We start from the raw sequence: 25734 nt of genomic DNA on the forward strand, positions 1-25734 counted from the left end.
GACATGATAATGGATCCTTTCTTTCATACTGGTTTAAGTATATCAGATTCATTAAAAACTGTCCGAAAAAGTGTCTTAATTTATGAGACCATTATATCCAGCTTAAATGTCGGCATTAACTGCAGTTTATGCAGGTTAATCGCATGCATCCGGTCAATCTTCTTCTTTATCTCTTCGTCTTCGCACTCACCGGTCAGTACGTAATGATCCAGTGTAGCGTATGTGAATCCGATCTTGTCCTCATCGGTCATTCCGCTGAGTCCGTCAGACGGTGCTTTCTTGGTCAGTCTCTCTGGGATTCCAAGTACTTCACCGATCTGGATAACTTCGTGTACGAGCAGATTAGCGAGTGGGCTGAAGTCCCCGGCAGCATCGCCGTATTTGGTAGAATATCCGATATAATCTTCGGAACGGTTACAGGTATTTACCACACGCCCACCATTTGGAAGTGCCTGAGCGATTGCGTAAAGTGTGCTCATTCTGAGACGTGGCGGCATATTGATCATGGAATCCCGGGAAAGTTCATTCGTATGAACGGTGTCACTTTCTGCAAGTGCTCTGTTTACCGCACCTGATAATCCATCTGCGCCGTCCTTGATATTAACAGTTACATTTTTTATACCTAATAGAGATACAATCTCTTGTGAATCACTGATGTCACTCTGTACTCCATTTGGCATCATAACGCCGACTACACGGTCTTTTCCAAGTGCCTCTGCCAGAAGCGCTGCAACCACGCTGGAGTCTTTTCCGCCGGACACACCAACAACGGCATCACAGTCTGGACCGTTTTTCTTGAAATAATCTCTTATCCATTCTACAATTTCATTTTTTGTCTGTTCAGGATTTTTAAGCATTTTCGTAGTTCCTTTCTTAAACCTCTCATTGTCATCTGAATCAATTATACCAGAATTTCTAATATATTTCCGCATGCATTTCCTATTTTCTATCTGCAGGATACCGTCTGTATATTTACGTATATTTCTTTCTCGACAGCCATTTCTGGTCGATACATTTCACTTCGCCGTCAAAACGGATATGCAGATGTACACCGCCGGGTCTCTGGTTGATCTTTTCTACCACACCGTTACCGAATTTTGGATGTGTAACGGTATCCCCAAGCTTATACTGAACAACCTCATCCTTCTGCTTCTGTGCAGTCTGCAGACGCCGATACGTATCACGGATCGGCACGGATTTGTCGTGGATCCGGTTCTTCAATACTTTATCATAATCGTGGTTCATCAGTGCTTCCCCGGCTTTGTAATAAGGCGTCGGCGCAGCGCCTACAAGTGAGCAGCAATATTTCCATGCACTTCCGTGCGTTCCTGTCTGCCATTTATACTGTTCGGGTATCTGCATATTGTACTGCATATAGTGTGCATACTCGTGTTTGAACAGATCTATACGGTCTTCTTTGGACAGTGGATTCTTGACTCCATATGCAATAAAAAGAAGTGAAAAATGAAAATGTTCCTTTTCATGGGCGCTCCGTCTGGTATAGGAGCCCAGACTGTCCGTATCAAATCCAAATGTCACCGGCACTTTTGCTCCGTTCAGATGGAACTTTTTATCCAATTCTCCATATAGATTCTTGATCAACGCGGTAAGGATTGGGATCTCTTTCTGCAGACGCTGGCGCAGAAACTGGTCTTCTCTGTCATAATATGTCATGTTCTATTTTCCTTCATGTTCGATTCTCTCTATTATTTTCCGGCACATGGATCAGCCCACGCTATACGCCCACAATGCCTGTATCTGTGATGCCAGTTCTGCATAATCCCATTCTTTGTTACTATTTGCTTTGCTGTTAGGATCATGCAACAGTATCTTACCGTCCTGCGATACACCTGTCAGCACCATAAAATGTCCATTATCGGTAAATGTCCCAGGCCCGACGACACAAATGATCGGCTTACCTGCAGCAAGTTCCGCTTTTATCGTATTTTCATCCAGCATGATGGATTCCGAGTGAAGTCCCAGTTCGCCGGCAAATGTCTCCATGATCGTCCACAACGAGCCTTCTCCATTCACATAATAACCTTCTGCATCCGCTCTTTTTGCGACCTCATAGGGATTCATATCTGTCTTTCCTGTCAGACCACTGTAAACCATAGACAGGCAGGTAGGGCCACAGCCTGTGACCGCCATAAAATTATCGCCATACTGTTCGTATCCCCAGCGCTTATCCCATTGCAGGAACAGCGGAATCGTGCCCTGCTGAACCTCTGCGGAAATGTCTCTGTTAACAGAAGCGCTGTCATAATCAAGATAGCCTTTGACAAAATCGATGGTCTCCGGATTGCGCTCTGCAAGATCCAGCAAAGTCTCCGGACAGCCGGCTGCTGCCAGCTTCTCCCGGTCAAATGTATCTTTTTTATCAGACTTATCTTTCTTAGACTTGTCCTTCGCTTCTTCCACTTTCTTTGCCGCTTCCTGTGCCTTATTCTGTTGATTTTGCCACAAAGCCAGACTGATAACGGAAGCCACAATCACCAGCATCAGAATTGCGATTTTTCTTTTTCTCTCATTTCTTTTCTGGTGGTTTTTTATCTTCATGAACTACTCACCTCTATCGTTTCTCCTGCATATGCTATCTCTTTCCCAGCTGCCAGAATGCTACCGCACTGGCTGCTGCCACATTCAAAGAATCCACTCCATGCGCCATCGGAATCTTAACCGTATAATCGCAGAGCTCCATGGTCTCCTTCATCAAGCCATCCCCCTCTGTGCCCAGGATCACCGCAAGCTTCTCTTCCTGCATCAGGTTCGGATCATCGATGCTGACCGAATCATCTGTCAGCGCAAGTGCCGCTGTCTTATAGCCCATCTGTTTTAATTCAGTAATTGCCTGCTTAGGCCAGAGTATTTCCCGCTGACACCTAATCTCATTATCATCCTGAATGGATGTCCACGGAACCTGAAATACCGTTCCCATGCTGACTCTGGACGCTCTCCGATAAAGTGGATCACTGCACCCTGGTGTCAACAAAACTGCTTCCATATGGAGGGCTGCCGCTGACCGGAAAATGGCTCCCACATTGGTCGGATTCATGACATTTTCCAGAATGGCGATCCGGCTCTTACCCGCACACAGTTCCAGATAATTCTGAAGTGGTCTGCGGTACATTGCGCAAAGCATTCCGCGGGTCAGTTTGAATCCCGTGAGCTTCGCAAGCACATCAAAATCTGCTGTATAGATTGGAATATCTGTGTTCTCATATCTTCTAAGAACCTGTCTGGTTTCGTCATTTTCTTCCAATTGTCTTCGCTCCACCAGCACTGACACAGGTGTATAGCCTGCATCCAGTGCCCTGCCGATTACCTTCGGGCTTTCTGCAATGAACATCCCATCTTCCGGGTGATCTTTATTCAGGAGCTGCGCTTCCGTGAGTCTTGCATACACATCAAGCTCCGGCGCGTTAAAATCTTTGATTTCTATTATATTTAGCATAATTTACTCCAAAAGTCTATTCTCCGGCGGTACATTTCTCATAGGCAAATAATGCTGCTCCCAGTGCACCGCAGAGCTGTGCCTCATCGCAGATATAGAGTTTTGCACCAAGTTTTTCCTCTAAAGCGTTGATGATGCCCTGATTCTTTGCCACACCGCCGGTCATCATATATTCTCCCGGATTCTTCTTTCCAAGACGGGCTGCGAGTGCACCTACCTTGGACGCAACGGATACATTTAACCCATGGATAATATCTGCCACATTTTTATTCTGTGCTACTAATGATACCACTTCTGACTCTGCAAATACAGTACACATGCTGGAAATTACGATATTTTCTTTCCATTCCAGACCTTTGGTGCTCATTTCTTCTAATGAAAGTCCCAGCGTTCTTGCCATCATTTCCAGAAAGCGCCCTGTTCCTGCCGCACATTTGTCATTCATCAGGAAATTCGTTACCGCACCATGCTCGTCAATACTGATTGCTTTGATGTCCTGACCGCCGATGTCAATGATCGTCCGCACATTCGGATTTAGATAATGTGCCCCCTTTGCGTGGCAGGTGATCTCCGTAATGCTGTCATCTCCACTGTCGATATAAGCGCGTCCGTATCCGGTCGTTACGATCCGCACGATATCTTCTTCCTGTATTCCGACTTTTTCTACTGCTGCCGCGAGACTCTTTTCTGCACTCATCATTGCTCCGCCACCGGTTGGAATGATCATCGTTGATTTAATCTTACCATTCTGATCAAGAATCACCACATCGGTGCTGGTGGAACCGCTGTCGATTCCTGCTACATAATAAACTCCTGATTCCATCTTCTTTCTTGCCTCCTCGCTGATTCCTTTTTCCGGATCCATATCTTCCGATCCTTCGATTGTTTCTGAAAATGCCTGAATTCTGGTCAGCAGCTGTCCTGCGCTCTGACTCGTGAAATCGGTTTCTATCTTAAGAAGCGGAACCTTGATATTTTTCTTAATGCTCGCATATTCGAATCCATAATAATCACAGAATTTAATCGTGTGGTAAATGATTCCTTTCAGATCCGGATCCAGATACAGCTGGTTTCTTCTGGTGCTGTTATTCATTCGGAAACATGGCATCTGTGCCAGAAGTGCATCCGCATATGCAAGAAACATGGCATCTTCATCCATAATCTCCATCTCTTCCGGCAGCACGGCCAGTCTACGACCTCCTGTACAGGTCAGGTTGTCAACCTTCATCTGGATGTTGTCCTGTATCATGTCTTCCAGCACACCACTGACACGCACACCCAATACGCCGATATAGGGTTTTCTCTCTTTCTCTGATTCGGTAAATGATCTAATGAAACGCTCTTTATCAAACTGCTGTCTGGAATATGCTTCATATGCTTCCTTCAAACGGCGGATTGCTCCGGCAAATTTGACCTTTTCGCATTCGTTATCTTCATGTGGAAGATCCAGCATGTATAAGAATTTGCATTTACCGGTACTTGCCACAATGTCGTACACACGGCGCATGGAATCGCAGCAATTGACCAGCACTAACTGATCTGCTTTTCCTTCCAATACCGCCTGTATCACAGATTTACCAAATCCACACAGATTCGCATGTGCGATCTGGTCCGACATTTCAAAATTCTCCGGCATTTCTTCCAGGACTGCACATTCTTCTCCAAATCCCTTAAAAAGTTCGATCGGAGTATATTTACAGACGTAATGTATCATGCTTTTTCTCCTCCTTACCTTCTTCTAACATTTCCACAAAGGCCTGAAGTCTCGTAGATACCTGCCCGTCACTGGTATTAGCAGGGTTACATCCATCTCCGTCCAGGATCATAGTCGGAAGTCCAACTGACTCCAGAGATGTTTTGATCAGACTGGATGCGCCGATGGTTCCTTTACATCCCCAATGTGCAAACAGGATTCCGCCGTCAGCTTCTGTCTCTTTGGCAAGTCGTTCCGCCATCTGGATTCTCTGACTCACATCACCATTGTAAATGCAATAAACCATTTTTTCTGCCATGGCTTCATAAGGATCCTCCGCATGCATCTCCCGAAATCCGTCTGCCACAAAATCACAGGCGCTGATATGCATCTTCTTACTATAGTTAAATACTTCCTTTACAGGCTCCTGAAGGAATGGCATGATATGCATCCAGAGCACATGAAGTCCTTCTCCTTTTGGGGCTTTTCTTACATCTTCCAATAACATTTCCGTGTATTTCACAGAGGCCTCTGAGCCAGATAATAAATGGCACATAAAGATAGCATACAATTCATTTGTCAGAGAGGTCACCGGATCATGATCTTTACGCAATGCCAGCTGTCTCTGATAATTTGCAGCTGCCTTTTTACTGTTAGCAACTGCCTGCTGCACCGCCTCCTCGGAGATCTTCCTTCCGCTCACGTCTTCCAGAAATTTCTTCATATCCCGCAGCTGATCCGCTACGTATTTCACAGAAGCCTGATTTTTTTCATATGGTACATCTATATAGAATCCAGGTAATTCGTTCTTCTGTTTCAGATAAGGAAATGTCATCATATTGCCATCGCAGGCAAGGTTGGTATAAATAGTGCACTTTGGTGTCGGCACAAGACCGGTCAGGGCAGCTCCCAGAAAAACTCTGTGATAAGAGCACATGGTCTCTGGGAAGCCTTCTTCCTCTGTTCTTCGCAAGAATGCCTGCTCACATCTGGTTCCTGCTATGAAGCATGACAACGCCTCTACCGAATACGGCGTCAGTCCTGCTGCCGTCAGCAATTCTCCCGGCACAAAGATACTTACCATTGCTGCATTTTCAGGCTTTGCAAGCGCCTGGATAATATTACGCATGACAACTCTTGCTACGTACTGACCAGACGATGGTAACTCTTTATCCGGAAAGAAGCGTAATCTTTTTTCCTGCAGGCGATATCCTGTCAGAAGAAGTCTGCGTGCCTTCTCCGGATCTGTCAGGGCTTCGCTCCCTACTTTATCTCCAAAGTTCTTTATAATATCCATTCTTATTCCTTCTTTTCTGTCTTATATTTCAAGCAAACATAGCTTATTATAGCAATTTCGAGAAAAATGTAAACATCTACTTATACAGAAAAAGCCGCGGCTTTCGCCACGACTCTCTCTTAATTTTATCTACCAGATTCCCATTACATGCTGCATGATCAGACTTACAACGGTAATGCCTGCCCAGCAGGATGCTCCAAGAATGATCGGCTTACCACCGGTCTTAATCAGCTCAACCACATTACTGTTAAGCCCAATTGCTGCCATTGCCATAATGATCAGGAACTTGGACAGCTCTTTCAGTGGTGCAAATACATCCGCACTCACACCCATATGGATACATATAGTTGTGATGATTGCTGCAATCACAAAGTATAAGATAAACATTGGAAATGCTCTTTTTAAGCTGAATCCATTTGTCTTCTGATTATCTTTTGCTGCCTGCTTTGCCCTGATTGCAGATAATCCCAGAGTAATCGGAATAATCGCAAGAGTACGGGTAAGCTTTACGGTTACTGCTTTATTCAGTGTCTCACTTCCAAGATTCCACATACTGTCCCAGGTAGATGCAGCTGCTGTTACGGAAGATGTATCGTTGATCGCGGTTCCGGCAAAGATTCCAAATGCTCCTCCCGATGTAGTATCGAAACCGATGACTTTTCCTAATATTGGGAAAAATATCGCTGCGAGCACATTAAAGAAGAAGATAACAGATATCGCCTGTGCCACTTCATTATCATCCGCATCAATGACCGGTGCCGTTGCCGCAATTGCAGATCCGCCACAAATAGACGATCCCACGCCTACCAGAATCGATGTATTGGACGGCACATGGATAACCTTGCGAAGAATCCACGCAATGATCAGGGATGTACTGATCGTACACACAATAATCGGCAGTGACTGTTTACCGGTCTGGAGAATGACTCCCAGATTCATTCCAAATCCAAGCAGTACAACCGCTGTCTGGAGAATAATCTTAGACGTCCATTTAATACCAGTCTCTGCATTTCCCTTATTTTTCCATACCATCGTAATCAGCATGCCAGCGAGAATCGCAATCACAGGACCGCCAATGATCGGAAATGTCTTACCGAGAAGCCAGGACGGTACTGCTATGATAAAGCAGATTAATATGCCCGGCAGTTTTTTCTTTATTGATTCCATCATAAATACCTCATTTCATTTTTGACTTCATTTTTCAACACTAGGATTATATCACTGGACATTGATAATTTAAAATTATATAATTCTATCGATGCATAAAATATTTTTATTGTTAGAATATATGAGGTTTCTTATGTTAGATTACCGAACAGATACATTTCTTACCGTATGTAAGACCATGAACTTCACTCTTGCAGCAAAAGAACTGCACATTACACAACCAGCCGTCTCCCAGCACATCCATTATCTGGAAAAACAGTATGACACCACGTTGTTCGAATATCGTAATAAACAGCTCTTTCTCACCAGATCCGGTGAGATTCTCAGAAAACATCTTATGACTATGAAGAATGATGAAAAAGCAGTCATAAAAGAACTGAAAGATCATATTGTGGGCATTGAATCGCTTTCTATCGGCGCTACCATGACCATTGGAGAATATGCAATTGTAGATAAACTGGCTGCTTTTCTCAACCGACATCCGGATGTTAATATCCACCTTCACTATGGTAATACTGCCCAACTGTTAAAGCTTCTGGATGAAGGACAAATCAGTCTGGCCATTGTAGAAGGCAACTATCCCAAAGAACACTACGGTCACATGAATTACAGCACAGAGGACTACATTGCTGTCTGCTCAGCCGACCATCATTTTATCCAGGACACTCCTTCTTCCGTCCGTAATCTTCTGCCAGAGCGTCTGCTGGTTCGGGAAAATGGCTCCGGTACCAGAAATATCCTGGAAGAGAATCTGCTGGCACGCGGTCTGAAAATCTCTGACTTTATTCATTTTACCGAAGTCGAAAACATGCACACCATTATCGGTCTCCTGAAAAAAGACTGTGGTATTTCCTTTATGTATAAAATAGCGGTCATCGATGAACTGCAGAATCATGTTTTAAAGGAAATACAGTTATCCGATTTTAAAATGCAGCATGATTTTGATTTTATCTGGGAAAAAGGAAGCATTTACACAGATCGGTACATAAGCATCTGCAAAGAATTACTGGAAAGCTGATAGAAAAGTATATAAGGAAAATATATAGTCACTCATTTTTTCATAGTGACTTGTATTTCTATCCTATATAAGTTATACTATTTTCGACATATGACGGAAATATTTTGGAGGACTGATATGGCACGACCAAGCAAATGTAGAAAAATATGTTCGGAACCTGTATACGACAGTTTCAGACCCGAAGGATTCCCTTCCGATGGTACAATCTGCCTGACCCTGGATGAGTTTGAAGCTATACGCCTGATTGACCTGGAACATTTTACACATGAAAAATGTGCAAAACAAATGGAAATCTCTCGTACAACCGTTACAGAAATCTATGAATCTGCCCGATACAAAATCGCAGACAGTCTGATTCACGGAAAAACTCTGCTGATATCCGGCGGACATTATCGCCTGTGCCAGGGTGATATGTCTTCACATTGCTTCACTCGATGCACATCAGCGTACGATTCCGTCGCAACATCAATCATTGAAAAAAAGGAGAACGGAACTATGAGAATTGCAGCAACTTATGAAAATGGTATGATTTTCCAACATTTCGGACACACCGAAACATTCAAATTGTACGATATTGAAAATGGACAGATTACAGGAACACAGATTGTATCTACCAACGGTCAGGGACATGGTGCATTATCCGGATTTCTGACACAGGCACAGGTTGATATCCTGATCTGCGGAGGTATCGGTGGCGGTGCACAGGCTGCACTCGCTGAAGCAGGAATCAAATTATATGGTGGTGTGTCTGGCTCTGCTGACGAAGCAGTCAATGCATATCTTGCAGACGGACTGAACTATAATCCTAATGTGCAATGTTCTCACCACAGCCATGACCATTCCTGCGGCGAGCATCACTGTGGCGAAGACAAACACGGCTGTTCCGGTAACCACTAAGCGTCTTGGATCCGATATCATAAAAAAAGGCGTCGCGACGAAGCGCAGCAACCTAAATAATCAAATATAGTTTAAATAGTTTTCAAAAACTGCTTTTTTGTTCATTTTTACGTCTAGACATATTCACATAAATGTGTATAATGTAAATAAATCATCATTGTTTTACACACTTGTTTTCAAGTGTTTTTAGCTGACGAAGCTAAAAAAAATAATAATTTGACCGACGAGGTCTCTCTGGCTTGCCAGAGTAGGGTATGGTTAGCGCCATACCCTTTGTTTTTTATAAGATTTCAAATACCACAATCCGCTCCCTCGGATCATCCCCAGGAAAAAGATCACGACAATCGATTTCATCTACAAATGACAACTCGTCTACTGTCATCAGGTATGCGATATACTCATCTGATGGATAATAGAAAAATAACTGCATGGATCTTGGACATGCATAATATGACTCCAGGATCCGTGCAATGACTTTCTGAAGTATCTCTACTGAAAATGGATTGAAAAAGTAAGCACAGTCTACCGACTCTGGCACCTGATAATATTCCGCATTCGCTAATTCAAATGTCACCCTGCCTGAAGACACTGCTAACGTATGATTCTCCGCTGCCTTTTCATATATCCGTTCATCATATTCAATTCCGATAGATGCACATCTCGTCTGATAAGACAGAAAAAAATCCACACGCCCTTTACCGCATCCATAATCAAGCAACGTATTTCCTTTTCGCATATATCCGGCATTCGCCAGACGCTCCAGTACCGAATATGGAGTCGGTTCATAAGGATATCGATACCTGTCCGCATTAGAGTCATCCCGTCCCATTGTCCGAATATGCAATAACTTATCCCATCTTGTCTCGTTCTTATCTTCTTTCATCATTATTCATTAACAGCCATCGAATTCCTTTGGCAAGCCTCTTTCCCGAATCCGCAAAATGACCTCCCGCATTCCATTCCAGAATCACCTGCTCTGCCAATGGATCCGCCCGTAGTATCCTTTCCTGTTCTCTGGTACGTTCTCCCACCGTTGCCATCACTTTATTCTTTGTCTTCTCCTCTTTTCCACCAAGGCTCAGGTACACTCTACATTTATGTTGAAGCTTATGTTCTCTCACATAAACAGCCCAATCTTTGAACCACATAGAACCCGAACAGCATACGATTCCTGAAAACATATCACATTCATATGCTGCCCATAACGCAAATAAGCCGGCAAGAGAATATCCCGTCAGCCAATATTCGCGATCTTTCACATCATATGTTTTTTCAATATATGGAATACATTCCTCTGTTAGCCATCTCAGAGTATTCCTGCCTTGTCCGGCAAATCTTTCTGTTCCAAATGCTGCTGGTGCTTCCCAAGGTGAAAAATCCCGGTTCCAGTCTTCCACCTGAAATGCCACAAGCAGAAAGTCATTCTCCGATACTATTTCTAACAGCTCTTCCCATAAATGTTCCACTTCATGCTCCTGATGTGGATACATCCCCCAGAAAATAACCGGACCTCCATGCCCGTGCTCTGCTATATGCAGTTGTATTCCATCTACAAAAGTCTCTGTCATCTCTATATCTTTTCTACTGAAACAATCATTACTTGCCACCATTCTTATCTTCATCTTTCTTTAAAGCATCTGATACATTGCCATAAATTTCTGCCATATCCTTTGGTAGCTTTGTCACCAGATACATGATTGGGATAAGGAAAAATGTTACCCCAAAAGATATTGCTAAGAAAAGCTGACCATATGGATTGCCTGCAATTAACAATATAATGGTGATTATATAAAGTACTGGTATTATAATGGCACATACCAAAGCCAGGATTTGTCTAAAATTCATTTTTCTTTTCATATATCTATATCCCTTCATTTCCTTATTATCAATACCATGCATCTTCCCAGTAATCATACGCATCGTCATATCCATCATCATAGTCTCCATCTCCAAATTCCTCTGCCCACTCCTCTGCAAAATCATCTGGATCATCATAATCGTATACATCATAAGGATCTGTTCTTCTGGTGGAAGCATTACCACTTGAAGTTGATGTATCAAAAGAATCGCCACCAAGTCTGCCACCTGCAGTAGCTGTATTACTTGAACTTTCTGCAGTCTCAGGCTCTTCTTCTTCCTGCACAGTATTAACTGTCACGCCACCAACTAAAAGTTTTGACTGCCCGTTGCTGGTATCCAGACAGTATTCTGTTCCCTGATGTCCTTTGATATTAATTGCACTACTGCGATCTGCATTGCCAATATATACGGTAATTGTCTGATCTCCGTACTCTATGTCATGATTATGGTCTCCCGGTGCATGCCCTTCGTTCATCACATTCTGTTCATTCTCCATCAGCCGGATAAATGATTCATAACTTCCGTCTTGTGTGTCTTCCGCATAAATCTGATCAATACTTTCGCTACTATAAGATACTGCATAATAATATGTATAATTTACTTCCTCACTGCTGGTATACTTCTTAAAAATATCATCTGTCAAGTCATCGTAAGTAACTATAAGATCATCCACACCTGCCAAACGCATCTTATCCTGTAACTGTGACGCATATTCTTCTATATAATCTTCCGCTTTGGCATCTACTTTTTTCTGTTCAGCGGCTATCTTTTTTTGTTCTTCCTCATACTTCCCTGCTTTATACTTTGGATAAGCACCCTGTGACAAAAACAACAGCACGATTATCACTGTCATAGATATGAGAAATACTTTCCCTTTCTTCTCATCACTCATTGTGTTCCCTCTCATTCCTCTTCATCCCCTGAACATGATCCACGGGTTAATCAATCATCGTAATGATTCCAGTTTTATATCCATCTTCTTCCGCAATCTCTCTTTCACATCATCCCTTGCAAATGCTGTCTCCACCGCATTCTGCATCATTTTTCGAATCTCTTCATCACTCACGCCATACGTTTTTTGCACAAATTCTAGTTCTTTTGCGAGACTGGTATTGCTGACCGTCCGGTTATCGGTATTAATACTCACTTTCAGCCCTGCATCCAAGAACTCTCGAAGCGGATACTCCGCGGTGCCCTGCACCGCTTTCGTCTGGAGGTTGCTGATTGGACACATTTCGATACCAATACCTTTCTTCGCCAACTCAGACTGAAGCTCCCGATGTCCACGCATGGCAATACCATGACCAATACGCCCAGCTCCTGCTTCTACCGAGTCAATGATGTTCTGAACATTTCCACACTCGCCTGCGTGAAGCGTAAATGGCATACCAAGTTTCTTCACAGTCTCAAATACATTCATAAATTCAGACATAGGATACAGTGCCTCTGCCCCGGCCAAATCTGCTGCACAAACACCGTCACCCAGGTATTCTCTGGTAATTTGGAGCATCCGCAGATTCTCCTCTGCGCTGTGATGACGCATGGCACAGGTGATAATCCCATATTCTACACCAAAGTCCTGCTTTCCTTTATTCATACCGGCAATGACCGCTTCGATCACCTTCCTGCAATCCATGTCCGAGGTCTCGGACAACAATGGTGCAAAACGTACTTCCGCATAACACACATTTTCCTGATACATACTGCGAAGCACATCATATCCTGCTTCCCGAAGACCTTCCTCATCCATCAGACATTGTCCCGGAATGTCGAATTTCTCCAGATACTCGTTGAGACTCCGGCAGTCATCCGATACGCTCAGTTCTTCCTGTGATACCTTTCTGCCAAGTCTCTTTTCGATAAAGTTCCTACTCAGCGAACCGTCTAAATGGCAGTGAAGTTCCACTTTCGGTAATGCAACTAATTCGTCTCTCGTCATAATTAATCACCTCTCATCACTTTCTTTCATAATCCCCTGATATTCATCCAGCACATTAAACAGCATATCGCCTGAACACACCGGCTCTTCTGCCGTCGTTCCGCCAAACTTCTCATATCGATACAGATCTTCGGCTCTTGTCAGCACAAGCACCGGAATCACCTCGTATTCCGGTCCGAAGATCACTTCCAGATACGGACTGTACTTTGCTGCCTGACTGAGTTCGTCCGGATCAATCTTGTCTTTCATTTTGAATTCCAACGAGAATACATAGCAATCCGTGACCACTAACACATCTGCATAAATGCGAATATATCTGGATCTACGGATTCTCAGTTCAAATACGATCTCCCATGTTTCATATTCTTCTTTGTCTGCTCCCATAGTATCCAGATCCGCAAATAAACTACACATGACTTCTCTGGCATCCCGAAACGAATGAAACAAGCCTCTGGTGTCATTGAGATTCCGTCCGATCCTTTTGCATCCCGCAAGCAGCATTTCAAACCATTCATCTTCAGTAAGCTCCAGAAATTCTTTTACCGTTCCATAATATCCGCTGTAATCCACAAGTCCAAGATGAGGACGTCCCTGACGGATTAACGCATGCCATCTATAGTCCTTGTCCTGGTAGCAAAGATCCCGCATGTAGGGCGATCGATAAAGATAATGATTCACTGTTTTACGGTCAATATGCAGTTTCTTTGCTATATCTCTGGCACGGATTCCTTCACCGGATGCGATCTGTGAATAAATACCATACTCTATTCTATCTGTACTCATATCATTTATTTTCTACAATATCCGATTTTATCCCGGATTCTTTCTTTCATCTTAACAACATTTTAATCCATGCTATAATAATTGAAAAGTAAAATGTTACATACGCTAAGAATGAAACGGAGGGATATCTTATGAAAAGTATACTTGGTTACACCAGAACATCCTTAGATACCTTTGATGAACGCCCATTCTGTCAGGTGGACAGTCTGGTGCTCTCCTCCATCGCATATACATTTTTCCCAAAAGAAATACTGCCTGAAGGAGACTGGAACGGCATTCACTTTGCAGATCTTTTGAAAGCAGAATGCTTTGAACAGAACTGGACTGGTCATTTTTATAATAATTGGCTCTTTATCACAATCCACTCAAGTAGTAAAGTATGGTCTAACAAAGAGATAAGAACATGAAAGAAGGAAGAGACTATGAATACAAACTTGAAGAAAATCGTAATGGCAGCTTTATTTGCCGCATTGGCTTGTGTGGCTACAATGTCAATCCGTATCCCTACTCCCGGAACAAACGGATATATTCACCCAGGTGATGCAATTGTAATCCTCTCTGGTGTAGTACTTGGACCTGTATGGGGACTTCTTGCAGCCGGTATCGGATCTGCTATGGCTGACCTGCTTGGTGGATATTTTGTATATGTTCCGATTACATTCGCAGTAAAAGGGCTGATCGCACTGTTTGCAGGACTTGTTTACCAGAAAATGGCTACAGATAAGAAGAAAAAGTACATTGCTGTTCTGATTGGCGGCGTAATTGATATCGTGCTGGTAGCCGGTGGATACTTCATTTGTGAATATTTCCTGTACGGCGCATCTGCTGCAGCAAGTATTCCGGCTAACATTATTCAGGGCGTTGGTGGACTGGTGATTTCTATCATCCTGTATCCAATCCTGATTGCCATTCCTGATATCAATCAGATGGCTTCGCCGGCAAAGGCACAGTAGATTTGTTTAAAGTATCTTAACGCAGATATAAAATAAGTGTATAATAAGGAAGCACACGATTGCAGTATGAATATTCACCTGTAACGTGTGCTTCTTTTAAGCTATACTGATCAAAAGGAGCAGGTAAATGGACAACAACGAACAGAATTTTATAAATATTGTCAATGCAACAGAAAATAACCTGAAACATGTCTCATTAAAAATTCCAAAGAAAAAGATTACCGTCTTTACCGGTGTATCCGGATCGGGTAAGTCTTCCCTTTGTCTTGATACGATCGCGGCAGAATCAAGAAGAGAACTGAATGTAACATTTCCAAGTTTTGTGCAGCAGTTTTTGCCGAAATATGGTCGTCCGGAAGTAGAACGCATGGAAAATCTTCCGGTCACTATTGTGATCGATCAGAAAAAGCCGGTAGCAAATTCACGGTCTACAGTCGGCACTTATACCGACATTTATGCCTTGCTGCGTCTGCTTTTTTCACGTGTCGGAAAACCTTTTGTCGGATATTCGGATAGTTTTTCATTCAATCATCCCAGTGGAAAATGTGAACGCTGTGAAGGTCTTGGCGTCGTAACAGAGTTGGATATCCATAAGTTAGTAGATTTTGATAAATGTTTAAATGATGAAGGTGTTATCAAATGGCCGGCATTTACAACAGGTGCCTGGAGATGGAAACGATATGCTTACAGCGGCTTGTTTGATCTGAACAAGAAAATAAAGGATTATTCAAAAGAAGAAATGGATCTGTTTCTCTATTCTCCACAGATCCGTCTTAAAAATCCACCGGCCAACTGGCCAAAAACTGCGAAATATGAAGGTATTTATCCACGTATGTACCGCAGTATCATCCGATCCAAGGAAGGTCAGCTTCACAAAAAGGAACTGGATCGTATCGTTCACACATTTACCTGTCCGGACTGCAACGGAACCAGACTGAATGCCAAAATCCGCAGTTGCCTGATCAATGGCAAAAATATCTGTGAAGTTTCCGATATGCCAATTCCTGATGCAGCAAAATTTATACATCAGATTGATGATCCGCTGGCACGCGATATCAAATCTGAGCTTTTAAAACGGATGAACGCGCTGACAGAGATTGGACTGGGGTATCTTTCGCTTAGCCGGGGAACTGATACACTTTCAGGCGGCGAAGCACAACGAATTAAAATTGCCAGGTATATCAATTCACCACTTACAGATATGATGTATGTACTGGATGAGCCAAGTGTAGGATTACATGCGAGAGATATCCAAAAGCTTAAAAATTCTCTGATCAAATTAAAAGAACACGGCAATACCGTTATGATTGTAGAACATCACCGAGAAGTTATTGCACTGGCGGATCATATTGTGGATATGGGACCGGAAGCAGGTATCAATGGCGGACAGATTATGTACCAGGGCAATTATAAGGGGCTCCTGGAGTCAGATACAGTGACAGGACGTATGTTGCGAGCAAAAACTCCGATAAAAATGGAATACAGAAAGCCGACAGGCTGGTATCAAGTTGAACATGCAAATCTTCATAATCTGAAAAATGTAAATGTGAAGCTTCCGCTTGGCGTTATGACAGTCATTGCCGGTGTGGCCGGCTCCGGGAAAAGTTCACTGATGGAATATTTTACCAGCCAATATCCAGGCGAGGTTGTTTCAATCCGACAGAAGGATATAGGAATCAATTTGAGGTCAACTCCGGCTACATATCTGGATATTGCAGATGAGATCAGAACCCTGTTTGCAAAGGCAAATCATGTTGCAAAGGCATATTTCAGCTTCAATTCCAAAGGCGCCTGCCCTGCATGTCAGGGAAAAGGTGTAATTATATCAGAAATGGCATATATGGATTCTATCGAGACGGTTTGTGAGATATGCCATGGAACCAGATATTCTGAGGAAGTGCTTAAATATCAATATAAAGGAAAAAACATTGCTGAAGTTATGGATATGACAGTACGTCAGGCAATCAAATTTTTTGAAAATGTCAATTTTGTAAGCAAACTGGATACACTGGCACAGGTTGGTCTTGGATATCTACATCTGAATCAGTCAATGTCAACTCTTTCCGGCGGAGAACTGCAACGTATCAAGCTGGCGAGCAAGCTGGATGAGCGGGGACAGATATTCATTCTGGATGAACCGACAGACGGACTGCATCTGGATGATATCAGACGGCTTATGGAACTCTTCAATAAGATGACGGATCAGGGCAATACGCTGTTTATTATCGAACACAGTCTTGATATTATAAAGGATGCTGACTATATTGTAGAGCTTGGACCTGAAGGTGGTCTGGCAGGCGGCAAACTTCTCTTTGCAGGAACACCAAAAGAAATGTTAGAATCTTCCCGCAGTGTGACACGTGAATATTTAAAAGACAGTTTGTAAATTCTGTTATACTTTTATAAAAGAAATTGGAACCTGCATTCACAGATTCCAATTTCTTTATAATATGCAATTAGAAAAGATATAAGAATATCTATTCTACGTCCTTAAGTGCAGCCAGATCTTCTTCTCCTGTACGGATCTTAATAATCTTATCTACACTGTATACGAATATCTTGCCATCTCCGATATGACCTGTGTACAGTGCCTCTCTGGCCGCCTCTACAACAGTATCTACCGGAAGATTACCAATAACTACTTCAACTTTTACCTTTGGAAGAAGTGTTGCATCTACTTCTGCTCCACGATAACGCTCGCCGCTTCCTTTCTGGATACCGCATCCCATAACCTGTGTTACAGTCATTCCGGTAACACCAACTGCATTCATCGCCTTTCTCAATTTATCATAACGTGACAGCTTCGCCAGAATAACAACCTTATACATACCTGTATCCATTGCCGGCTGACGTACCACCTTAACGGCTGCATTCTTCTGTACTTCGGATGCTGCTTCATATTCTGATACGCCAAGCTGTGTATTTTCATTTTCTTCCATGATCATAGATCCTGATACGTCCATCAGACTGAAGCCTGCATATGCAGATGCCAGACCATGTTCACAGGAATCCAGACCTTCAATCTCCTCTTCCTCACTGACACGAAGTCCTACAGTTGCTTTGATAATCATAAATGTAATCGTGATAGTTACTACCGTCCATGCGATAACTGAAAACATTCCCAGAAGCTGTTTCCCAAGAAGTGTAAAGCCTCCACCGTAAAACAGTCCTGTCAGTGTATCGTTACCAGGCGCCGATGTTGTTGCAAAAAGTCCTGTTGCAATTGTACCCCAGATACCGTTCATACAATGAACTGCAACGGCTCCAACCGGATCATCAATACGAAGTACATAATCCAGAAGCCATACACCAAATACTACTAGCAGACCTGCGACAGCTCCGATTATGATTGCTCCAAAACAATCAGTTACATCACATGGTGCTGTGATCGCTACCAGACCGGCAAGTGATGCGTTCAGACTCATGGACACATCCGGCTTACCATATTTAATCCATGTAAAGATCATACATACAACAGTTGCTACTGCTGGAGCTACTGTTGTTGTCAGGAAAATGGAACCCAGTTGTTCTACCGATGTAGCCGCTGCTCCATTGAATCCGTACCAACCAAGCCACAGGATAAATACTCCAAGTGCTCCAAGTGCCAGGTTGTGTCCCGGAAATGCATTGACTTTTGTAATGTTTCCCTTTTTATCTTTCGTGAATTTACCAATTCTAGGTCCAAGCATTTTTGCTCCAATAAGAGCTGAAATACCACCGACCATATGGATTGCACAGGAACCTGCAAAATCATGAAATCCCATCTGTGCAAGCCAGCCACCTCCCCAGATCCAGTGTGCTTCCACCGGATAGATGAATGCTGAGATTACTGCTGAATAAATACAGTAGGATAAGAATTTGGTTCGCTCTGCCATAGCTCCTGACACGATAGTTGCTGTGGTCGCACAGAACACTAAGTTAAACACGAAATTGGACCAGTCAAAATTAGCATACGATGTGAAAATATCAAATCCCGGTTTTCCGATCAGCCCGATCATATCCTCTCCAAGTAACAGGCTGAAACCAATCAGGATAAATGTACAGGTACCGATACAGAAGTCCATCAGGTTCTTCATGATAATATTACCGGTATTCTTTGCTCTGGTAAATCCAGCCTCCACCATTGCAAATCCAGCCTGCATCCAGAATACCAGTGCCGCTCCGATCAGGAACCAGACACCGTATACCTGCCCGTTGATTACGCTCAATATCTCGTCTGTCATAATACTTCCTCCTTTAGATTCCTAAAAATAACAAGAAAAAAGGCGCTATAGAAATTAATCTATAACGCCTTCGTTCGATGTATGCATAATAGCATTTGCATTTTTATTTGTCAATTAACTTTGTGCTTTTTGTTGAATACAGAGATTTTTATGCATTACATTTCATAATTTTGTAAAAATACGCTAATTAATAGCCAAGTAAACTGTAATCTACTGCTCTGGCAGCATCTCTTCCTTCACGGATTGCCCATACAACCAGAGACTGTCCGCGATGCATATCGCCAGCTGTGTAGACATTTTTCACGCTTGTCGCATATGCCCCCGGCTCCGTCTGTACATTCGTGCGGGCATTTCGCTCTACGCCGAATGCCTTGGTAACATACTCCTCACAGCCTAAGAATCCTGCTGCGATCAGCACCAGATCTACTGCCACTTCATATTCACTGCCTGCTACTTCAGCCATCATTCTGCGCCCACTCTTCTCGTCCACTTTGCTTTCCAGTTTCACCAGAACAGCCTTGCATACATTTCCGTTTTTATCCTTGATAAACTCCTTTACCGTAGTCTGATAGACACGAGGATCCTTACCAAATACTGCTGCCACTTCTTCCTGACCATAATCCGTCTTCAGAATCTTAGGCCATTCCGGCCATGGATTGGATGGCAGACGTTCTTCCGGTGCTTTCGGCATCATTTCCAGTTGAAGGACAGATTTGGCTCCATGACGCATCGCAGTACCACAACAGTCATTTCCCGTATCACCGCCTCCGATGATCATAACTCTCTTGCCTTTGGCAGAAATACAGCTTCCTGCTTTCAATAAAGATGCTTTTGCCTCTTTTCCCTTTTCCGGATCTGCCCAGAGTGCCTTCGTAGTGGAAGTCAGGAAATCTACAGCAAAATAAATCCCTTTCGCGTCTCTTCCCGGTACTTTGATGTCACGTGGATTCTTGGCTCCGCAGGCAAGGATAACACGGTCATATTCCTTCAAAAGCTCTGCCGCTTTCTTATCCTTTCCCACATTACAGTTATAGACAAAGGTTACGCCTTCCTGCTCCATGACTGCAATCTTCCGGTCGATGATATGCTTCTCCAGCTTCATATTCGGAATCCCATAGCGCAGCAGACCGCCTGCTTTATCTTCTCTTTCATATACGGTGACCAAATGTCCCCGCTTATTCAGCTGATCTGCTGCCGCAAGTCCGGACGGACCGGAACCTATGACAGCCACTTTCTTGCCAGTACGCGTCTTTGGCGGCTTCGGAGCAGCATATCCTTCAGCATACGCCCGTTCTATGATTGAGTATTCATTAGAACGCGTTGCCACCGGATCTCCATTTAGATTGCAGGTACATGCCTTCTCACAGAGTGCCGGGCAGACTCTGGACGTAAATTCCGGAAAGTTATTCGTCTTATGAAGTCGGTCATAGGCAAGCTGCCAGTTGCCATGATAGACCAGATCATTCCATTCCGGCACCAGATTATTTAACGGACATCCACTTGCCATTCCGGCGATCATCATACCCGCCTGGCAAAACGGTACTCCACAATCCATACATCGGGCTCCCTGTTTTTTCTGTTCTTCTTCCGTCAATGGCTTATGGAACTCCCGGAAATGGCTGATCCTTTCCTTTGGTGCTTCTGCCTTTTTATCCTGTCTCTCATAATCTAAAAATCCTGTTGCTTTTCCCATGGTTCACCCCTCCTATTCCTTTCCGTTCTTGATCGCATAAAATGCTTCGATCTTTGCCTGTTCGCTGCTTAGACCTTTCTCTTCCATCTGAAGCACGAAGGTCTGCATCTTCTCATAGTCAAACGGGATGACCTTTTTAAATTTCGGCAGATATTCTTCAAAATGATCTAATATCTCCTGTCCGATCTCGGAACCTGTATGCTTCACATGTTCTTCGATCATGCCCTGCAGTTCCAGAATGTCATATTTAGAAGTGACATGCACCATATTTACCATACCTTTATTAATCTTACGGTAAAGCGTATTATCTTGATCCAGCACATACGCGATACCGCCACTCATACCTGCTGCGAAGTTCTTGCCGACAGGTCCAAGGATTGCGACACGTCCACCGGTCATGTATTCACAGCCGTGATCTCCGACACCTTCTGCGACCGCCATTGCACCCGAATTACGGACACAGAAACGTTCGCCGGCGAGTCCGTTGATAAATGCCTTACCATCTGTTGCACCATAAAGTGCTACATTACCGATGATCATATTTTCATTGTGGCGATAGGTAACTTCCTTCGGTGGGAATACCACAAGCTTACCACCGGACAGACCTTTTCCGAAATAGTCATTGCTGTCACCGGTCAGTTCCAGTGTCAGACCCTTCGGGATAAATGCACCAAAGCTCTGTCCTCCGGCACCTTCACAGTGGATCACAAAATGATCCTCCGGCAGTCCTTCCGGATAATGTCTGGTAATCTCCGAACCAAAGATTGTACCAAAGGTACGGTTTACATTGGATACCTTTACATGGATACTCTTCTTCTGCTTCTTCTCCAGTGCCTTGCCAAGTTCTTTCAACAGCACCTTCTCATCCAGTGTCTTCTCCAGTTCAAAGTCAAACTTCTTCGCCGGGTTAAAGGTCTGTTCTGCTGATCCTGCATAGTCCTGTCTCAGAATACCGGACAGATCCAGTGTAGACGCATGTCTGGACTTCGGATGTTCTTTTACACGCAGCAGATCTGTTCTTCCTACCAGTTCATCAATCGTATGTACGCCGAGTTTTGCCATATATTCTCTTAAATTCTGTGCAATAAACCGCATAAAGTTCACCACATATTCCGGCTTTCCACGGAAACGTTTACGAAGTTCCGGATTCTGGGTTGCGATACCAACCGGACAGGTATCCAGATTGCAGACTCTCATCATCACACATCCCATAGTTACCAATGGTGCCGTGGCGAAACCGAATTCCTCTGCTCCAAGGATTGCTGCGATTGCCACATCACGACCACTCATTAATTTTCCATCTGTCTCGATGCGTACACGATCACGCAGGCCATTCTGCAGCAGTGTCTGATGCGTCTCCGCAAGTCCGAGTTCCCACGGAAGTCCCGCATTATGGATTGAACTTCCCGGTGCCGCTCCTGTACCGCCGTCATATCCAGAGATAAGGATCAGTCCTGCTCCTGCCTTTGCTACACCTGCGGCAATTGTTCCGACTCCCGCCTCAGATACTAATTTGACCGAAATACGTGCGTCCTTGTTCGCATTCTTACAATCATAGATCAGCTGTGCCAGATCTTCAATCGAATAAATATCATGATGCGGCGGCGGTGAGATCAGACCTACACCAGGGGTTGAATGTCTGGTCTTAGCAATCCAAGGATAGACCTTTCCGGCTGGCAGATGTCCACCTTCACCTGGTTTTGCTCCCTGCGCCATCTTAATCTGGATTTCTTTTGCACTTACCAGATAACGGCTGGTGACACCAAAACGTCCGGATGCGATCTGTTTGATGGCAGAACAGCGGTCAGAATCCAGTCGTTCGATTTCTTCTCCACCTTCACCACTGTTGGATTTACCATGCAGACTGTTCATGGCAAGTGCCATCGTCTCATGAGCTTCCTTTGAGATAGATCCATAGGACATGGCTCCTGTCTTAAATCTTGTCACGATCTCGTCTACAGATTCTACTTCTTCGATTGGCACGCCTTTCTCCGGGAAGTTAAATTCAAACTGTCCTCGCAGATTAATTCCGGCACCCTCTTCATTGACCAGTTCCGTATATTCCCGGAACAGTTCATAATTGCCTGTCTGTGTAGACTGCTGCAGCAGATGGATTGTCTTAGGATTATACAGATGCTGCTCACCCTGGCTTTTACTCTTGTGCTGACCTATGCTGTCCAGCGTCATATCAGAATCATAGCCCAACAGATCAAAGGCTTCCGCATGCATTTTTGCATAATCTTCTGCAATCTCCTCGATACCAATACCGCCAACACGGCTAACTGTATCGGTAAAATATTTATCAATAAAGGACTGTTTCAAACCCAATGCTTCAAATATCTTGGCACCCTGATAAGACTGAATGGTAGAAATACCCATCTTAGATGCAATCTTAACAATCCCCGCCAGTATACCGTTACTGTATGCTTCTACTGCCGCATAGTAATCCTTCTGAAGCATATCATCCTCAATCAGCTGATGGATGCTCGCGTATGCCAGATATGGGTTCACCGCACAGGCTCCGTAACCGAGAAGGGTCGCGAATTCATGTACAGCCTTCGGTTCACCGGTTTCAATAATGATTCCTACCGCAGTACGTTTCTTGGTTCTTACCAGATGCTGCTGTACCCCGGATACTGCAAGCAGTGACGGAATTGCCACATGAAATTCATCCACTCCTCTGTCAGACAGGATTAAAATGTTCGCTCCTTCATTAATTGCCTTATCTACCTGTACAAACAGATAGTCCATCATGGTTTCCAGATTTGAGTTTTTATAATAAGTAGTCGGAATCACAGCTACCTGATAGCCATCCTGCTTCATTGTCTTAATCTTCAGGAGATCCGTATCTGTAAGAATTGGATTATTCACCTTAAGCATCCTGCAGTTCTCTGCTTTTTCTTCCAGCAGATTACCATCTTTTCCAAGATATACGGTAGTAGAAGTTACCACTTTCTCACGTATCGCATCGATTGGCGGATTGGTTACCTGTGCGAATAACTGCTTAAAATAACCAAATAACGGCTGTCTCTTATCAGACAATACCGCCAGCGGCACATCAATACCCATGGAAGAAATGCCTTCTCCACCTTTTACTGCCATAGGCAGGATTGTTGTCCGTACATCTTCATAGGTGTAACCAAATGCTTTCTGCAGACGCTTGCACTCTTCTTTGGTATAGGTCTGGACTGATTCATTCGGAATCTTCAAATCCTTTAATTCGATCAGTGCTCCATCCAGCCATTCACCATATGGTTCTCTGTCGGCATACATATTCTTCAGTTCCTGATCGTCGATCACGCGGCCTTTTACCGTATCCACTAACAGCATTTTACCAGGATGCAGACGTTCTTTTACCACAATACGTGCCGGATCTAATGGAAGTACGCCTACTTCTGATGACAGAATCAATGTGTCATCATCCATAATATAGTAACGTGATGGGCGCAGACCATTACGGTCAAGCACTGCTCCCATACAGTCTCCATCTGAAAACAGGATGGATGCCGGACCATCCCATGGCTCCATCATTGTCGCATAATACTGATAAAAGTCTTTTTGATTCTGTGGCATGCTGCGGTTATTCGCCCATGGTTCCGGAATAGAGATCATGACTGCAAGCGGCAGTTCCATACCATTCATTACCATGAATTCCAATGTATTATCCAGCATTGCAGAATCTGAACCTGTATTATCGATAGCCGGAAGTACCTTCAGCATCTCACCTTTCAGATATGGTGATTCCATCGTCTCTTCCCTTGCACGCATCTTATCCACATTGCCCCGGATCGTATTGATCTCACCATTATGTACAATAAAGCGGTTCGGATGTGCACGCTCCCAGCTAGGATTGGTATTCGTACTGAAACGGGAATGCACAATTGCAATCGCGGATTCAAAATCCGGATCCTGCAGATCTTCAAAGAACAGACGAAGCTGTCCGACTAAGAACATACCTTTGTATACGATAGTACGGCTGGACAGAGAGCATACATAGGTATCATTACTCTGCTCAAATACCTTTCTTACCACATACAGACGACGGTCAAAATCCAGACCCCTGGCAATCTGAGATGGACGGCGGATAAATGCCTGTTCAATGCACGGCATACATTCCAGTGCTTTCTTGCCAAGCACTTCGGAACGGATCGGCACTTTTCTCCATCCCAGAAATTCCAGACCTTCTTTTTCGGTAATGACTTCAAAAATCTTCTTTGCCTGATTTCGCTTCAACTCATCCTGTGGGAAGAAAAACATACCTACACCGTAATCCCGTTCTCCGTCCAGACGGATTCCTAACGGTTTACAGACCTTTGAGAAGAAACGGTGTGAAACCTGTGACAGAATACCAACACCATCTCCGGTCTTGCCTTCTGCATCCTTACCGGCTCTGTGCTCCAAATTCTCAACGATCTCCAGCGCATTCTCAACGGTTTTGTGAGATTTTTCTCCTTTGATATTAACGATCGCGCCGATTCCGCAGTTATCATGTTCAAATTGCGGTCTGTACAGACCTTTACTTGCAAATCCACTCATATAAGCATTCCCCTTTCTGATTTATCCAGATACAAAAAGGCGCACTGAGACACTGCTCTTTGCAGTATCTACAGCACGCCTTTGTGATGCACATGTTCGATTGGGATTCATTATATAGGAAACATCTGCTCAGGTCAATCCTGTTTCGCCATTTTTAGTTTTATGAAATGAATTAGTTAAAAAGTATCAATTCATTTTTCTTGATTGTTTTTAACATTTTG

General features: G+C 43.7%; 21 protein-coding genes. 5 read left to right on the plus strand and 16 right to left on the minus strand.

The genetic code is table 11. The features are described from left to right. Positions 1-80: 80 nt before the first annotated feature. The 7 genes from nadE to OCV65_RS06315 form a co-directional block, all read right to left on the minus strand. Positions 81-857 (minus strand): NAD(+) synthase, encoded by a 777-nt coding sequence (gene nadE, locus OCV65_RS06285; RefSeq protein WP_262581352.1) that lies wholly within the window; start codon positions 855-857, stop codon positions 81-83. A gap of 115 nt (positions 858-972) precedes the next feature. Then, entirely contained in the window at positions 973-1674 is a 702-nt protein-coding gene (locus OCV65_RS06290; RefSeq protein WP_262581353.1) for a hypothetical protein, read from the minus strand. A gap of 51 nt (positions 1675-1725) precedes the next feature. Continuing rightward, a complete protein-coding gene (locus OCV65_RS06295) occupies positions 1726-2559 on the minus strand; it encodes a C39 family peptidase (protein WP_262581354.1) in 834 nt (277 codons plus the stop codon). A 34-nt stretch (positions 2560-2593) separates the two neighbouring features. Next, positions 2594-3454 carry a TrmH family RNA methyltransferase gene (locus OCV65_RS06300; RefSeq protein ID WP_262581355.1) on the minus strand — a complete coding sequence of 287 codons (861 nt, stop codon included), beginning with the start codon at positions 3452-3454 and terminating at the stop codon, positions 2594-2596. Between the two features lie 16 nt (positions 3455-3470). Continuing rightward, positions 3471-5168, minus strand: coding sequence for an acyl-CoA dehydratase activase (locus tag OCV65_RS06305; RefSeq protein ID WP_262581356.1), 1698 nt, complete (start codon positions 5166-5168; stop codon positions 3471-3473). Further along, positions 5149-6444, minus strand: coding sequence for a 2-hydroxyacyl-CoA dehydratase subunit D (locus OCV65_RS06310; protein WP_262581357.1), 1296 nt, complete (start codon positions 6442-6444; stop codon positions 5149-5151). Before OCV65_RS06310 ends, OCV65_RS06305 begins: the two co-directional genes overlap by 20 nt. 129 nt (positions 6445-6573) lie before the next feature. Further along, entirely contained in the window at positions 6574-7611 is a 1038-nt protein-coding gene (locus OCV65_RS06315; RefSeq protein ID WP_262581455.1) for a YeiH family protein, read from the minus strand. A gap of 133 nt (positions 7612-7744) precedes the next feature. On the opposite strand from OCV65_RS06315, the gene OCV65_RS06320 reads away from it, so the two are divergent. Continuing rightward, positions 7745-8629, plus strand: coding sequence for a LysR substrate-binding domain-containing protein (locus tag OCV65_RS06320; protein WP_262581358.1), 885 nt, complete (start codon positions 7745-7747; stop codon positions 8627-8629). Between the two features lie 117 nt (positions 8630-8746). Further along, entirely contained in the window at positions 8747-9526 is a 780-nt protein-coding gene (locus OCV65_RS06325; RefSeq protein ID WP_262581359.1) for a DUF134 domain-containing protein, read from the plus strand. A gap of 280 nt (positions 9527-9806) precedes the next feature. Here OCV65_RS06325 and OCV65_RS06330 read toward each other — a convergent pair whose 3' ends face one another. From OCV65_RS06330 to OCV65_RS06355, 6 genes are read right to left on the minus strand one after another with little or no spacing between them, the layout of a single operon-like run. Continuing rightward, positions 9807-10412, minus strand: a complete 606-nt coding sequence (locus tag OCV65_RS06330; RefSeq protein ID WP_330421749.1) for a class I SAM-dependent methyltransferase — start codon at positions 10410-10412, stop codon at positions 9807-9809. Then, positions 10396-11136: an alpha/beta hydrolase gene (locus tag OCV65_RS06335; protein WP_118452606.1), complete on the minus strand. Its 741-nt coding sequence runs from the start codon at positions 11134-11136 to the stop codon at positions 10396-10398. Before OCV65_RS06335 ends, OCV65_RS06330 begins: the two co-directional genes overlap by 17 nt. Next, positions 11123-11464 (minus strand): hypothetical protein, encoded by a 342-nt coding sequence (locus OCV65_RS06340; RefSeq protein ID WP_262581360.1) that lies wholly within the window; start codon positions 11462-11464, stop codon positions 11123-11125. The genes OCV65_RS06335 and OCV65_RS06340 overlap by 14 nt, the downstream gene beginning before the upstream one ends. Next, positions 11412-12278, minus strand: coding sequence for a hypothetical protein (locus tag OCV65_RS06345; protein ID WP_262581361.1), 867 nt, complete (start codon positions 12276-12278; stop codon positions 11412-11414). Before OCV65_RS06345 ends, OCV65_RS06340 begins: the two co-directional genes overlap by 53 nt. Positions 12279-12332: 54 nt before the next feature. After that, positions 12333-13325 (minus strand): adenosine deaminase, encoded by a 993-nt coding sequence (add, locus tag OCV65_RS06350; RefSeq protein WP_262581362.1) that lies wholly within the window; start codon positions 13323-13325, stop codon positions 12333-12335. Between the two features lie 6 nt (positions 13326-13331). Beyond that, positions 13332-14108, minus strand: coding sequence for a helix-turn-helix domain containing protein (locus tag OCV65_RS06355; protein ID WP_262581363.1), 777 nt, complete (start codon positions 14106-14108; stop codon positions 13332-13334). A 131-nt stretch (positions 14109-14239) separates the two neighbouring features. On the opposite strand from OCV65_RS06355, the gene OCV65_RS06360 reads away from it, so the two are divergent. The 3 genes from OCV65_RS06360 (at position 14240) to OCV65_RS06370 (ending at position 17447) form a co-directional block, all read left to right on the plus strand. Then, positions 14240-14515 (plus strand): hypothetical protein, encoded by a 276-nt coding sequence (locus OCV65_RS06360; protein WP_262581364.1) that lies wholly within the window; start codon positions 14240-14242, stop codon positions 14513-14515. A gap of 15 nt (positions 14516-14530) precedes the next feature. Then, positions 14531-15061 (plus strand): ECF transporter S component, encoded by a 531-nt coding sequence (locus OCV65_RS06365; protein ID WP_262581365.1) that lies wholly within the window; start codon positions 14531-14533, stop codon positions 15059-15061. Positions 15062-15188: 127 nt separating this feature from the next. Next, positions 15189-17447, plus strand: coding sequence for an excinuclease ABC subunit UvrA (locus OCV65_RS06370; RefSeq protein WP_262581366.1), 2259 nt, complete (start codon positions 15189-15191; stop codon positions 17445-17447). A gap of 91 nt (positions 17448-17538) precedes the next feature. Here OCV65_RS06370 and OCV65_RS06375 read toward each other — a convergent pair whose 3' ends face one another. The 3 genes from OCV65_RS06375 to gltB all read right to left on the minus strand — a co-directional run bounded on the left by OCV65_RS06375 (position 17539) and on the right by gltB (position 25513). After that, positions 17539-19284 carry an ammonium transporter gene (locus tag OCV65_RS06375; RefSeq protein WP_262581367.1) on the minus strand — a complete coding sequence of 582 codons (1746 nt, stop codon included), beginning with the start codon at positions 19282-19284 and terminating at the stop codon, positions 17539-17541. A gap of 187 nt (positions 19285-19471) precedes the next feature. Continuing rightward, positions 19472-20977 (minus strand): glutamate synthase subunit beta, encoded by a 1506-nt coding sequence (locus OCV65_RS06380; RefSeq protein WP_118382665.1) that lies wholly within the window; start codon positions 20975-20977, stop codon positions 19472-19474. A gap of 12 nt (positions 20978-20989) precedes the next feature. Continuing rightward, on the minus strand, positions 20990-25513 hold the full coding sequence (gene gltB, locus OCV65_RS06385; protein WP_262581368.1) for a glutamate synthase large subunit: 4524 nt from the start codon (positions 25511-25513) through the stop codon (positions 20990-20992). Between the last annotated feature and the right edge of the window lie 221 nt (positions 25514-25734).

It is taken from the genome of Dorea ammoniilytica (assembly GCF_025567415.1).
Taxonomy (GTDB): domain Bacteria; phylum Bacillota; class Clostridia; order Lachnospirales; family Lachnospiraceae; genus Claveliimonas; species Claveliimonas ammoniilytica.

Coding starts and splice junctions, on each gene's coding strand:
- gltB (WP_262581368.1), bottom strand. CDS start 25,513: ATGAGTGGATTTGCAAGTAAAGGTCTGTACAGACCGCAATTTGAACAT.
- OCV65_RS06305 (WP_262581356.1), bottom strand. CDS start 5,168: ATGATACATTACGTCTGTAAATATACTCCGATCGAACTTTTTAAGGGA.
- OCV65_RS06335 (WP_118452606.1), bottom strand. CDS start 11,136: ATGGTGGCAAGTAATGATTGTTTCAGTAGAAAAGATATAGAGATGACA.
- nadE (WP_262581352.1), bottom strand. CDS start 857: ATGCTTAAAAATCCTGAACAGACAAAAAATGAAATTGTAGAATGGATA.
- OCV65_RS06325 (WP_262581359.1), top strand. CDS start 8,747: ATGGCACGACCAAGCAAATGTAGAAAAATATGTTCGGAACCTGTATAC.
- OCV65_RS06345 (WP_262581361.1), bottom strand. CDS start 12,278: ATGAGTGATGAGAAGAAAGGGAAAGTATTTCTCATATCTATGACAGTG.
- OCV65_RS06315 (WP_262581455.1), bottom strand. CDS start 7,611: ATGGAATCAATAAAGAAAAAACTGCCGGGCATATTAATCTGCTTTATC.
- OCV65_RS06360 (WP_262581364.1), top strand. CDS start 14,240: ATGAAAAGTATACTTGGTTACACCAGAACATCCTTAGATACCTTTGAT.
- OCV65_RS06295 (WP_262581354.1), bottom strand. CDS start 2,559: ATGAAGATAAAAAACCACCAGAAAAGAAATGAGAGAAAAAGAAAAATC.
- OCV65_RS06330 (WP_330421749.1), bottom strand. CDS start 10,412: ATGATGAAAGAAGATAAGAACGAGACAAGATGGGATAAGTTATTGCAT.
- OCV65_RS06355 (WP_262581363.1), bottom strand. CDS start 14,108: ATGAGTACAGATAGAATAGAGTATGGTATTTATTCACAGATCGCATCC.
- OCV65_RS06375 (WP_262581367.1), bottom strand. CDS start 19,284: ATGACAGACGAGATATTGAGCGTAATCAACGGGCAGGTATACGGTGTC.
- OCV65_RS06290 (WP_262581353.1), bottom strand. CDS start 1,674: ATGACATATTATGACAGAGAAGACCAGTTTCTGCGCCAGCGTCTGCAG.
- OCV65_RS06300 (WP_262581355.1), bottom strand. CDS start 3,454: ATGCTAAATATAATAGAAATCAAAGATTTTAACGCGCCGGAGCTTGAT.
- OCV65_RS06365 (WP_262581365.1), top strand. CDS start 14,531: ATGAATACAAACTTGAAGAAAATCGTAATGGCAGCTTTATTTGCCGCA.
- OCV65_RS06380 (WP_118382665.1), bottom strand. CDS start 20,977: ATGGGAAAAGCAACAGGATTTTTAGATTATGAGAGACAGGATAAAAAG.
- OCV65_RS06340 (WP_262581360.1), bottom strand. CDS start 11,464: ATGATGATGGATATGACGATGCGTATGATTACTGGGAAGATGCATGGT.
- OCV65_RS06310 (WP_262581357.1), bottom strand. CDS start 6,444: ATGGATATTATAAAGAACTTTGGAGATAAAGTAGGGAGCGAAGCCCTG.
- OCV65_RS06320 (WP_262581358.1), top strand. CDS start 7,745: ATGTTAGATTACCGAACAGATACATTTCTTACCGTATGTAAGACCATG.
- add (WP_262581362.1), bottom strand. CDS start 13,325: ATGACGAGAGACGAATTAGTTGCATTACCGAAAGTGGAACTTCACTGC.
- OCV65_RS06370 (WP_262581366.1), top strand. CDS start 15,189: ATGGACAACAACGAACAGAATTTTATAAATATTGTCAATGCAACAGAA.